The following is a 12,503-nucleotide window of genomic DNA, read 5'->3' as shown; positions in this document are numbered from 1 at the left end:
TGGGTTGCCGTTGACGGCGTTCGTGTTGTTCTCGTCGATCGCGGGGGCGTTCGGCAACGCGGGGCAGGGCAACTATGCGGCGGCGAATGCGGCGTTGGATGCGGTGGCGGTGCGTCGCCGGGCGGCGGGGTTGCCGGGGTTGTCGTTGGCGTGGGGGCTGTGGGCGGACGACAGCGGCATGGCCGCCGAACTCAGCGCCGCCGAACGCCAGCGCATCGCCCGGACCGGCATCGCCCCGCTCTCCGCGGCGCAGGGGTTGGCCCTGTTCGACGCCGCGCTGGGCCGCGACGAACCGGCCCTGGTCCCGGTACGCCTCGTCCCCGCCGCGCTCAGCGCCGCCGGCGACGAGCTGCCCCCGCTCTTCCACCGCCTCGTCCGGGTCCGGACCCGGCGCAGCGCCACCGGCGGCGACCTGCGGCACCGCCTCGTCGGCCTCGACCGGGAGCGGTCCGCCGCGCTGATCCTCGACCTGGTGCGTACCCAGGCCGCCAGCACCCTCGGCCACGCCGGCCCCGAGGCCATCGAGCCCGAGCGGGCCTTCGGCGAACTGGGGTTCGACTCGATCAGCGCCGTCGAGTTCCGCAACGGCCTCAACGCGGCCACCGGGCTGCGGCTCCCGGCCACGCTGGTCTTCGACTACCCGACCCCGCTCGCCCTGGTGGCGTACCTCCTCGACGAGGTCGCCGGGGACGGCCCGGCGGCCGTCGCCACCGCGACCACCACAGCGACGGACGAGCCGATCGTCATCGTCGGGATGGCCTGCCGCTACCCGGGCGGCGTCTCCTCGCCGGAGGAGCTGTGGCGCCTCGTCGCCGACGGGGTCGACGCGGTCACCGAGTTCCCCGCCGACCGGGGTTGGGACGTCGCCGCGCTCTACGATCCGGAACCAGGCCGGCCGGGCAAGTCGTACACCCGGGAGGGTGGCTTCCTGCACGACGCCGCCGAGTTCGACGCCGGCTTCTTCGGCATCAGCCCCAACGAGGCCGTCTGGATGGACCCGCAGCAGCGGCTGCTGCTGGAGGCGTCGTGGGAGGCCGTCGAACGGGCCGGCATCGACCCGGGCACGCTGCGCGGCACCGCCACCGGCGTGTTCGCCGGGATGATGTACCACGACTACGCCGAGAACCACAGCACCGGCTCGATCGCCTCCGGCCGGGTGTCGTACGTCTTCGGCCTCGAGGGCCCGTCGGTCACCGTGGACACGGCGTGCTCGTCGTCGCTGGTCGCGTTGCACCTCGCCGGCCAGGCGCTGCGGTCCGGGGAGTGCACGCTGGCCCTGGTGGGCGGCGTCGCGGTGATGGCCACCCCGGAGACGTTCGTGGAGTTCAGTCGGCAGCGCGGCCTGAGCGCGGACGGGCGGTGCCGTTCCTTCGCCGCGTCGGCCGGCGGGACCGGCTGGGCGGAGGGGGTGGGGGTGCTGCTGGTGGAGCGGCTCTCCGACGCCCGGCGCAACGGGCACCGGGTGCTGGCGGTGGTGCGGGGTACGGCGGTGAACCAGGACGGCGCGTCGAACGGGCTGACCGCGCCGAACGGTCCGGCGCAGCAGCGGGTGATCCGACAGGCCCTTGCGAACGCTCAGCTCCAGCCCGCCGAGGTCGACGCGGTCGAGGCGCACGGCACCGGCACCACGCTGGGTGACCCGATCGAGGCGCAGGCGTTGATCGCCACGTACGGCCAGGACCGGCCGGCGGAGCGGCCGCTGTGGCTCGGCTCGATCAAGTCGAACATGGGCCACCCGCAGGCCGCGGCGGGTGTGGCCGGGGTGATCAAGATGGTGCAGGCGATGCGGCACGGCACCCTGCCGCCCACGCTGCACGTGGATGAGCCGTCGCCGCAGGTGGACTGGTCGGCCGGTGCGGTGGAGTTGCTCACCGAGTCCCGGGAGTGGCCGGAGACCGGCCGGCCCCGTCGGGCGGGGGTGTCGTCCTTCGGGATCAGCGGCACCAACGCCCACGTCATCCTGGAGCAGGCGCCGGACGAGCCCGACCGGCCGATCGAGGCCACTCCGGCCCCGGTCGTGCCGTGGGTGCTCTCCGCCAGGACGCCGGAGGCGCTGGCCGACCAGGCGGCGCGGCTGCGGACGCACCTGCTGGCGCTGCCGGACGTCCGGCCGGACGACGTGGCCGCGGCGCTGGCGGCCCGCGCGGTCTTCGACCACCGGGCGGTGGCCGTCGGGACCGACCGGGAGGCCCTCCTGAGTGCCCTCGCGGACCTGCCCGGGGAGCGGACGGCAGCGGGTACGACCGCCGCGCTCTTCACCGGTCAGGGCGCGCAGCGCCTCGGCATGGGTCGTGCGCTGTACGCGGCGTATCCGGTGTTCGCGGCGGCGTTCGACGCGGCGCTGGCCGGCTTCGGGCCGGCCGGGGCGGCCGACCGGGACCCGGCTGCGGGCGGCGGTGGCGGGTCGCCGGGTGGCGGTGGCGACCGCGACGCTGGCCTGGCGGGCGGGCCCGAGGAGCGGGGCCCTGACCTGCGGGCGGTGCTGTGGGGTGACGATCCGGACGCGTTGCACGCGACCGGAAACGCGCAGCCGGCGTTGTTCGCGTTCGAGGTGGCGCTCTATCGGCTCCTGGAGTCGTGGGGAGTGCGCCCAGATTTCGTGGCCGGTCACTCGATCGGTGAGCTGGCCGCCGCGCACGTGGCGGGGGTGTTCTCCCTGGACGATGCTTGCAAGCTGGTCGCCGCGCGGGGCGCGCTGATGCAGGCGTTGCCCGCCGGCGGTGTCATGGTCGCGGTGCAGGCGACTGAGGACGAGGTGCGTCCGCTGCTGGTCGACGGCGTGGACATCGCGGCCGTCAATGGCCCGACCTCGGTGGTGGTCTCCGGTGAGGAAGCGGCCGTGGAGGCCGTGTTGGCCGAACTGGGGGAGCGGAAGACGACCCGGTTGGCGGTGTCGCATGCGTTCCACTCGCCGTTGATGGAGCCGATGCTTGACGGCTTCCGCGAGGTGGCGGCGTCCCTCACCTACTCGACGCCGGCCATCCCGGTGGTGTCCACGCTGACCGGCCGGCTCGCCGAGGCCGGCGAGTTGACCGATCCGGAGTACTGGGTGCGGCATGTCCGGCACGCGGTGCGGTTCGCCGACGCGGTGAGCACTCTGGAGTCCGCCGGGGTGACCCGGTTCGTGGAGGTGGGACCGGACGCCGTCCTCACCGGCCTGGCCGCGCAGACCGTCACCGGCGAGCAGACCGTCACGATTCCCACCCAGCGCCGCGACCGGGACGAGGCGGTCACCCTGGCCGCCGGCGTGGGGCGGCTCTGGGCCACCGGCGGGACCGTCGACCTGACCGCGTGGTGCCCGACCGGATCGCGGGTCGACCTGCCCACGTACCCGTTCCAGCGGCAGCGGTACTGGTCGGTCTCCGCCACCGGGACCGGGGACGCCGCCGCCCTCGGGCTCGGCGCCACCGAGCACCCGCTGCTCACCGCCGTGGTCACCCTGCCCGACGACGGGGGTGCCGTCCTCACCGGCCGGCTCTGTCTCGACACCCAGCCGTGGCTCGCCGACCACGCGGTGCACGGCACCGTCCTGCTCCCCGGCACCGGCCTGGTCGAACTGGCCATCCGTGCCGGCGACGAGACCGGCTGCGGCCGACTGGAGGAACTGACGCTCCAGGCCCCGGTGCTCATCCCGCCGCACGGCGGCGTCGCCGTCCAGGTCACCGTCGGCGCGGCCGACGACACCGGGACCCGGCCCGTCGCCGTCCACTCCCGCGACGAGGCCGACCCGGACGTCTCGTGGACCCGGCACGCCGAGGGATTCGTCGCGCCGACCAGCCCGGCGACGGTCGACGTGGACGCCCTGGCAGTGTGGCCGCCGGCCGACGCCGACGCGGTGCCGGTGGAGGGTGCGTACGAGGTGTTGGCGGGGCTGGGGTACGGCTACGGGCCGGTGTTCCAGGGGTTGCGGGGGGTGTGGCGGCGCGGCGACGAGACGTACGTCGAGGTGGCCCTGCCCGACGGGGTGGAGGTGGACGGCCTCGGGGTGCATCCGGCGCTGCTCGACGCGGCGATGCACGGGCTGATCGTGGCGGCCGAGGGCGGTCGTGGGGACCGGGCGGTGCTGCCGTTCTCCTGGTCGGGGGTGTCACTGGCGGCGGCGGGCGCCTCGGTGCTGCGGGTGCGCTTCGCCCCGGCCGGCGCCGACGCCGTCTCACTGCTCGTCACCGACCCCGCCGGTCAGCCGGTCCTGTCGGTCGACTCCCTGGTCTCCCGGGAGGTCAGCGAGGAACAGCTCGCCGCCTCCGGCACGGCCCGGCACCAGTCCCTGCTGGCCGTCGAGTGGAACCCCGCCCGGGTCTCCGCCGCGCCGACCGGCGCCACCCCGCCGCGCTGGGCCGACCTGCCCGCCGCCGGACCGGTGCCGGAGCTGGTGCTGCTCGACTGCGCGACCCCGCAGACCCCGGTGCCGGCGGCGGTCCGCGCGGTCCTCGACGAGGTGCTCACCGCCGTCCGCGCGTTCGTCGTGGAGGAACGCTTCGCCGACTCCCGGCTCGTCGTGGTGACCCACGGCGCGGTCGACACCGGCCTGGACGCGGCCGTGGACGTCCGGGTCGCCCCGGTGTGGGGCCTGGTCCGCTCCGCGCAGGCGGAACAGCCCGGCCGCTTCGTGCTGGCCGATGTGGACGCCACCCCCGACGCCGTGCCACTGGCCCTCGCCACCGGGGAGGCCGAGGTGGCGGTCCGCGACGGCGTCGTGCTGGTGCCCCGACTGGCCCGGCTGCCGATCACCCCCGCCGACGAGGCGGCGCCGGCGCCGCGCTGGGAGGCTGGCGGCACGGTGCTGGTCACCGGCGGCACCGGCGGCCTCGGCGCCGTCCTCGCCCGGCACCTGGTGACCGGGCACGGGGTTCGGCGGCTGGTGCTGGCCAGCCGCCGCGGCCCGGACGCCCCGGGCGCCGAAGAGCTCCGCGCCGAACTGCGCGACCTCGGCGCGACCGAGGTCACCCTGGCCGCCTGCGAACTTGGCGACCCGGCCCATGTCCGCGCCCTGGTGGCCGACATCCCGGCACGGTGGCCGCTGACCGGCGTGCTGCACGCCGCCGGCGTCGCCGGCAACGGGGTGGTCGAGTCGCTCACCCCGCAACGGCTGGCGGAGAGCCTGGAACCCAAGGCCGACGCGGCCTGGTACCTGCACGAGGCCACCCGGCACCTGCCGCTGACCGCCTTCGTCGCGCTCTCCTCGGCCGGTGGCCTGGTGCTCGCCGCCGGGCAGGGCGGCTACGCCGCCGCCAACGTGTTCCTCGACGCGCTCATGCGGTACCGGCGGGCCGACGGCCTCCCCGGCACCGCGCTGGCCTACGGCCTCTGGACCGGCGCCGGCATGGGTCGGTACCTCGGCGAGGTCGACTTCGCCCGGATGCGCCGCCAGGGCCTGCCGGCGCTGACCGTCGACGAGGGGGTGGCGCTCTTCGACGCCGGGGTGGCGGCGGACCGGGCGGCGGTCGTACCGCTGCGGGTGGACCTCGCGGCGCTGCGCAACCGCGAGGACCTGCCCCCGCTGCTGCGCGGGCTCGTCCCGCCGACCCGCCGGCGCAGCAGCGCCGGCCGGGTCGACCCGGCCGCGTTCCGCCGGCACCTGGCCACCCTGGACGAGGCCGGGCAGCTCGCCGAGCTGCGGGAGCTGGTGCTGACCAGCGCGGCCCAGCTGCTCGGGCACGTCGGCGCCGCCGACGTCGACCCCGCGCGGGACTTCCTGGAAGCGGGCTTCGACTCGCTCAGCGCGGTGGAACTGCGCAACGGGCTGAACGCGGCCACCGGCCTCCGGCTGCCGCCGATGATCGTGTTCGACAGCAAGAACCCCGCCGAGCTGGCCCGCAACGTGCACGCGGAACTCGTCGGCACGCTGGACCGCCCGGCCGACGGTGCGGCCCCCGCCGCACCACGGTGGGCGGACACCCTCAGCGACCTGTTCCGTAGCGCCGTCGAGGCCGGCAACTCGGCCCAGGGCTTCCAACTGCTGGCGGCGGTCGCCGCCATCCGGCCCCGGTTCACCTCGTCGGCGGACCTCGACCGGCCGCCGGTGGCCGTCCGGCTGGCGGGCGGGGAGCCGGGCACCGGCCGGCCGCGGCTGATCTGCATCAGTTCCCCGATCGCCACCGGCGGCGTGCACCAGTACGCCCGGGTGGCGTCCAGCCTCACCGCGCGCCGGCACGTGGCGGCGGTGCCGCTGCCCGGCTTCGCCCTCGGCGAGGCGCTGCCCGCCTCGCCGCCGGCCGCGGTCGCGGTGCTGGCCGACGCGGTCCTCGCCGCCGCCGAGGGGGAGCCGTTCGTACTCCTCGGTTACTCCTCCGGCGGGGTCATCGCGTACGCGGTGGCCGCCCACCTGGAGGCCGTCCGGGGGATCCGCCCGGCGGGGCTGGTGCAGCTCGACTCGTTCAAGCCGGGCCAGGACGCGAAGGGCGGCCCGCTGGACGACCTGATCCTCGGGCTGCTGGAGAAGGAGTCCGCGTTCGGCCGCTTCGACAGCGCCCGGCTCTCCGGCATGAGCGCCTACGGCGGCATGCTCGAGGAGTTCAGCCGGGCCCGGACCACCGTTCCAGTGTTGTTCGTGCAGTGCCTGGAATCGTTCCTGCCGCACGTCGGCGCGGACGACGACGGGAGCTGGCGGGCGCAACCGTGGGACGCCGGGCATCTCGTCCGGGGGGTGGCCGCCGACCACTTCACCATGGTCGAGGAGGAGGCCGGCGTCACGGCCCGGGTGGTCGAGGAATGGCTCGGCACCCTGCCTGGCGAGCGGCCGTGATAAGGGCCGAGCAGGGGCTCGGCTAGGGGTTCCGCCGGCCGCCGCGCGACGTATGTTGAGCGCGGCGGTCAGGTGGCCCAATCCGTCGTATGACGACAAGAGAACGCCTGTCACCAGGTGGTCAGGTCTCGCCGCGCCCGAGGGGCGGACAGCGCGAGTCGCCGATGCCGGACTCAGGCCGGCCTGCCCGAGACGCGAGGAACCTAGGCATGACAATACTGGCCCCCACACTCGCCGGAACAGAGCGCTTCCGTGCGTTGGGCCCCCGTCAGGTGGACGAGGTCGCGAACCGTTACGGCATACCCGCGGACCTCCGGGAGACCATCCGACTGGTCTCGATGGTGCTGCCGTTCCGGGTCAACGAATACGTTCTCGGCGAACTGATCGACTGGGAGCGCATCCCCGAGGACCCGATCTTCCAGCTCGTCTTCCCGCAACCGGGCATGCTGACCCCTGACGACGAGCGGCAGCTCGCCGACCTCTCCGCCCGGGGCGACCAGCCGGCGCTGCGGGCCGCCATCGGGCAGATCCGCAGCCGGCTCAACCCGCACCCCTCCGGGCAGATGGAACACAACGTGCCGCTGCACGAGGGTGTCCCGCTGGCCGGCGTGCAGCACAAGTACCGCCGCACCGTCCTCTACTTCCCCGGGCACGGCCAGACCTGCCACTCCTACTGCACCTACTGCTTCCGCTGGGCGCAGTTCGTCGGCGACGCCGACCTGCGGTTCGCCGCGCCCGGCCCGGAGCAGCTGATCGAGTACCTGCGCCGGCACCCGTCCGTCACCGACGTGCTGGTCACCGGCGGCGACCCGATGGTGATGTCCACCGAGCGGCTGCGCAGCCACCTGGAACCGCTGCTGCGGGTGGAGACCCTGCGCACCATCCGGATCGGCACCAAGTCGGTCGCGTACTGGCCGCAGCGGTTCGTCACCGACTCCGACGCCGACGACGTGCTGCGGCTCTTCGAGGAGATCGTCGCCACCGGCCGCAACGTCGCCGTGATGGCGCACTTCAGCCACCCCCGCGAGCTGGCGCCCGAGCTGTCCCGCCGGGCACTGGCCCGGATCCGGGCCACCGGCGCGCTGATCTACTGCCAGGCCCCGCTCATCGCGCACGTCAACGACAACGCAGCGGTGTGGAGCGAACTCTGGCACGCCGAGATCGGCAACGGGGCGGTGCCGTACTACATGTTCGTCGAGCGGGACACCGGCCCGCACGAGTACTTCAAGGTGCCCCTGGAGCGGGCCGTGAACATCTTCCACGAGGCGTATCAGCAGCTGCCGGGACTGGCCCGGACGGTGCGCGGCCCGGTCATGTCCGCCACCCCCGGCAAGGTGGTGGTGGACGGGATGGTGGACACCCCGGAGGGCGAGTTCTTCCAGCTACGGCTGCTCCAGGCCCGCGACCCGTCGCTGGTCGGCCGCCCGTTCCGGGCCCGCCGGTCGGCCAGCGCCGCCTGGCTCGACGACCTGCGGCTGGACCCGTCCACCCCGGCGGACATCGTCGCCGCCGTCGCCGGGGCGGGGGCGGCCCGGTGAGCACCCGGCAGACGTCGCCGAACATGGCCCTCGACCAGCGGGTGGCCGCCCGGCAGGCGGCCGGCGAGTCCATCGTGCACCTCGGCTTCGGCGAGGCCCGGCTGCCGGTCTTCCCGCCCTTGGTCGACCGGCTGGTGGCCGGCGCCCGCCGCAACCGGTACGGCCCGGTCGCCGGGGACCTGGCCGTACGCGAGGCGGTGGCCGGCTACTTCGGCCGCCGCCGGCTGCCCACCGACCCCGAGCAGGTCGTGGTCGCCCCGGGCAGCAAGGCCCTGCTGATCGGGCTGCAACTCGTGCTCGCCGGCGACATCGTGCTGCCCCGCCCCTGCTGGAACACCTACGCGCCGCAGGCCGCCCTGGCCGGCAAGACCGCCATCCGGGTGCCCATCCCGGCCGACTGCGGCGGGGTGCCGGACCCGGACCTGCTCGACGACGCGCTGCGGGACGCCCGGCGGGCCGGCCACACGCCCCGCATCCTGCTGCTGACCCTCCCGGACAACCCCACCGGCACCCTCGCCCCGCCCGCGGTGGTCCACCGGCTCTGCGCGATCGCCGAGCGGGAGGACCTCTGGATCGTCTCCGACGAGATCTACCGGGACCTCGTGCACGACCCGGCGACCGAGTTCGTCAGCCCGGCCGAGCTGCTGCCCGAGCGGACGCTGGTCACCACCGGGCTGAGCAAGAACCTCGCCCTGGGCGGCTGGCGGATCGGCGCGGTCCGCTTCCCGGCCGGTGCCGCCGGCGACCGGCTCCGCGCCGACGTCGTCTCGGTGGCCAGCGAGGTGTGGTCGACGCTGGCACAGCCGATGCAGGAGGTCGCCGCGTACGCCTTCGCCGAGCCGCCGGAGATCCGGGCCTACCTGGCGGCCGCCGCCCGGCTGCACGGCGCCGTCGCCGGCGCGGTGCACCGGATCATGGTCGACGTCGGCGCGAGTTGCCGGCCGCCGACCGGTGGCTTCTACGTCTACCCGGACTTCGCGCCGTTGCGCGAGTTGCTGGCCGGCCGCGGCGTCACCGACTCGACCTCGTTGCAGCACGAGCTGCTCGAGACGTACGGCGTGGCGGTCCTCGGCGGACACCACCAGGGCGACGACCCGTCGGCGCTGCGGTTCCGGGCCGCGACGAGTCTGCTCTACGGCGACACCGACGTCGAACGGGCCGCGGCGCTGGACGCCGCCGACCCGCTCGCCCTGCCGCACGTCAGGGACGCACTCAGCAGGATCGAGGAACGCTTCGCCAAGCTCTGCCGGTAGCCGCGAGGCGGACCGGGCAGCGTGCGGCGCGGAGAGGACACGACATGGAGCACGACAGACCACCGGGTGAGGCGATCGTCTTCCCCGGCATGGGACCGGCCCGCTTCGCGGACGTCGCGCGGTTCATGATGATCAACCCGGCGGCCCGCCGGCTCGTCGCGGTCGCCGACGAGACGCTCGGCTACTCCCTCGTCGACCGCTACCGCGACACCGACGGGGACTACTCCGAGTACGCCCAGGTGGCGTTCCTGGTGAACTGCCTGGCGCTGGCCGAGTGGGCGGCGGAGAGCCACAACGTGGTGCCGGCGCTGGTGGCCAGCGCCAGCTTCGGCGGCAAGGCGGCCGCCGCGTACGCGGGCGCGGTCACCGCGTCCGACGCGATCGCGATGACCGCCCGGATCGCCCGCTGCGAGGAGGAGTACTTCGCCCGCGAGCACCGCGACGTGGTCACCCTGTCGTTCGCCCGTACCCCCACCGAACGGCTCGACGAGGTGCTGGCCGAGCTGGCCGCCGACGGGGGCTGGCACGACGTCGCCTGCTACATCGACGACGACTTCCACATGGTGTCGCTGCGCCGGGAGCGGCTGGACTGGTTCTCGGACCGGTTGCGCGCGGCCGGCGGTCTGCCGCTGTACGTGACCGAGCCGCCGATGCACTCGGCCGCGTTCGGCCCGCTGCGCGACCTCGTCGAGCGGGAGGTCTTCCCGGACGTCCGGTTCGTCGACCCGCAGGTGCCGGTCGTCGCCGACCAGGACGGCACGATCCGGCACAGCGGCGAAGGCGTGCGCCGGATGCTGCTGGACGGCCTGGTGTCGCCGGTGCGGTGGCCGGAGGTGGTGGCCACGATGCGCCGCAACGGGATCGGTCGAGTCTTCGTCGCCGGACCGGACCACCTGTTCGGCCGGGTGGGCTGCACGACCCGCAACTTCGACGTGGTGACCGCGAACCCCCGCCTGGCGCTGACCCCGCGCCGCCGGCAGGTCCCCGCCTGAACGCTGGTGGGTCCCGGCCGCCTCGGCGACCGGGACCCGCGGGGTCAGGCCGCGGTCGGGACGATGCGTGACAGCGCGGTCCACAGCACGCCGGGGGTGGCGAAGGTGTCCATGCTCAGCAGCTCGTCGGTGAACCGGACCTGGTACGCCTTCTCGAGGTGCGAGAGCAGTTCCACCGTACCCAGTGAATCGAGTCCGAGATCGCGCAGATCGGCGTCCGGATCGAGCTTTTCCCCGACGGGAAGGAATGGCAGCGACCGACGCATGATTTCCTCGAACCTGTCATCCCACATCATTTTCTCCATCCTCCCGGACACTTCCTCGTCCATTTCGACAAAAGCCCACCGTCGGGCGGCGGACAACCCCTGCCGTCCCCCTAATCGCGGAGACCGATGATGGACGACACCGCACTGCCGCTGCCCGGGAGATTCCTGCGTGGACTCGCCCTCGGACCCGACCGCACCGCGCTGCGGGTCGGCGCCCGGGAGGTCTCCTACGCCGCCCTGCACGAGCTGGCGTCCCGCTGGGCCGGGGCGCTGGTGGCCGCCGACGGCGGGCCCCCCGCCGCGGTCGGGGTGCTGGCCGGCAAGAGCGTCGAGGGGTACGCCGGGGTGCTCGCCGCGCTCTGGGCCGGCGCCACCGTGGTGCCGCTGCACCCGGACTTCCCCGCGGTGCGGACCCGGCGGATGCTGTCGGCCGCCGGGGTCACCGCGGTCGTCGCCGACCCGGCCGGCCGGGCCGCCCTGGACCAGTTGCGCGCCGGCGGGCCGGCGCTGCCGGTGCTCGGCGACGGGCCGGCCGGCGACCGGCACACCATTCCGGTGCACCCGGGCGACGCCCTGGCCGCGCCGCGCCCGGTGGCGCCGGACGCGGTGGCGTACACCCTGTTCACCTCCGGCTCGACGGGCCGGCCGAAGGGGGTGCCGATCAGCCACGCCAGCGTCGGGCACTACTTCACGCTGATGGACGCCCGGTACGACTTCGGACCCGACGACGTCTTCTCGCAGACCTTCGACCTGAACTTCGACTGCGCGATGTTCGACCTCTTCTGCGCCTGGGGGGCCGGGGCCGCCGTGCACCCGGTGCCGGCGCAGGCGTACCGCGACCTGCCGGCCTTCGTCGCCGAACGGCGGATGACCGTCTGGTTCTCCACCCCCAGCAGCATCGGGCTGGTCCGGCGGATGGGCGGCCTCGGGCCGGGCGCGCTGCCCGGGCTGCGGTGGAGCCTCTTCGCCGGCGAGGCGCTGCGCGCGGCCGACGCCGAGGACTGGCAGGGCGCCGCCGACCGGTCCACCCTGGAGAACATCTACGGCCCGACGGAGCTGACCATCACCGTCACCGGGCACCGCTGGTCGCCGGCCACCTCACCGGCGCGCTGCGTCAACGGGCTGACCCCGATCGGCACCGTGCACGCCGGCCACGACCACGTGCTGCTCGACGCCGACGGCCGGGAGTCGCCGACCGAGGGTGAGCTCTGCATCACCGGCCCGCAGCTCACCGCGGGCTACCTCGACCCCGCCGACGACGAGGGCCGGTTCCTCGACCGGGACGGGCGCCGCTGGTACCGCACCGGTGACCGGGTCCGGCGGCTCGCCGACGGCGAGCTGGTCTACCTGGGGCGGCTGGACTCCCAGGTGCAGCTCCAGGGCTGGCGGGTCGAGCTGGCCGAGGTCGAGCACGCCCTGCGGGCCTGCGCCGGGGTGGAGGACGCGGTGGCGGTCACCCGGGCGAGCGACGACGGGCTGGAGCTGGTGGTCTTCTACACCGGTGAGGTGACCCCGGCGGCGGTGCTCGCCCGGCAGCTGCGCCAGCTCCTGCCGGCCGGCATGCTGCCGCGCACCTACCGGCACCTCGACGAGTTGCCGCTCAACCCGAACCGCAAGGTGGACCGGGGGCGGCTGGCCCGGGAGGCCGCGGCCGTACCCGCGTGACCGGCGCGACCGCGGCGGAGCGGGCGGCTCCGCCGCGGCGCGGT

The 12,503-nt window shown here is 74.8% G+C and carries 6 protein-coding genes; 5 read left to right on the top strand and 1 reads right to left on the bottom strand.

Features of this window, described 5'->3' with window-relative positions; genetic code table 11:
- From V6U81_RS24185 to V6U81_RS24170, 4 genes are all read left to right on the top strand, one after another.
- Window positions 1-6,745 (top strand): SDR family NAD(P)-dependent oxidoreductase (locus V6U81_RS24185; RefSeq protein WP_477463711.1); only part of this gene is annotated, 6,745 nt, incomplete at its 5' end.
- A gap of 209 nt (window positions 6,746-6,954) precedes the next feature.
- Window positions 6,955-8,283, top strand: coding sequence for a KamA family radical SAM protein (locus V6U81_RS24180; RefSeq protein WP_334492402.1), 1,329 nt, complete (start codon window positions 6,955-6,957; stop codon window positions 8,281-8,283).
- Window positions 8,280-9,536 (top strand): pyridoxal phosphate-dependent aminotransferase, encoded by a 1,257-nt coding sequence (locus tag V6U81_RS24175; protein WP_334492400.1) that lies wholly within the window; start codon window positions 8,280-8,282, stop codon window positions 9,534-9,536. The genes V6U81_RS24180 and V6U81_RS24175 overlap by 4 nt, the downstream gene beginning before the upstream one ends.
- Window positions 9,537-9,580: 44 nt before the next feature.
- A complete protein-coding gene (locus V6U81_RS24170) occupies window positions 9,581-10,528 on the top strand; it encodes an ACP S-malonyltransferase (RefSeq protein ID WP_334492399.1) in 948 nt (315 codons plus the stop codon).
- A 44-nt stretch (window positions 10,529-10,572) separates the two neighbouring features.
- Here V6U81_RS24170 and V6U81_RS24165 read toward each other — a convergent pair whose 3' ends face one another.
- Window positions 10,573-10,857 carry a phosphopantetheine-binding protein gene (locus tag V6U81_RS24165; RefSeq protein WP_334492396.1) on the bottom strand — a complete coding sequence of 95 codons (285 nt, stop codon included), beginning with the start codon at window positions 10,855-10,857 and terminating at the stop codon, window positions 10,573-10,575.
- 63 nt (window positions 10,858-10,920) lie between these two features.
- Here V6U81_RS24165 and V6U81_RS24160 point away from each other — a divergent pair, with 63 nt between their 5' ends.
- Entirely contained in the window at window positions 10,921-12,459 is a 1,539-nt protein-coding gene (locus V6U81_RS24160) for an amino acid adenylation domain-containing protein (protein WP_420884070.1), read from the top strand.
- The last annotated feature ends 44 nt before the right edge of the window (window positions 12,460-12,503 follow it).

The organism is Micromonospora lacuserhaii (assembly GCF_036902735.1).
In the GTDB taxonomy this organism is placed as follows: Bacteria; Actinomycetota; Actinomycetes; order Mycobacteriales; family Micromonosporaceae; genus Micromonospora.
Note: the sequence above shows the minus strand (reverse complement) of the source record. Positions and strands in the feature narration are given on the sequence as shown.

Bases quoted from the DNA above. Each gene is read 5' to 3' on its own strand.
- V6U81_RS24180 (WP_334492402.1), top strand. From the start codon at position 6,955: ATGACAATACTGGCCCCCACACTCGCCGGAACAGAGCGCTTCCGTGCG.
- V6U81_RS24165 (WP_334492396.1), bottom strand. From the start codon at position 10,857: ATGGACGAGGAAGTGTCCGGGAGGATGGAGAAAATGATGTGGGATGAC.
- V6U81_RS24160 (WP_420884070.1), top strand. From the start codon at position 10,921: ATGATGGACGACACCGCACTGCCGCTGCCCGGGAGATTCCTGCGTGGA.
- V6U81_RS24170 (WP_334492399.1), top strand. From the start codon at position 9,581: ATGGAGCACGACAGACCACCGGGTGAGGCGATCGTCTTCCCCGGCATG.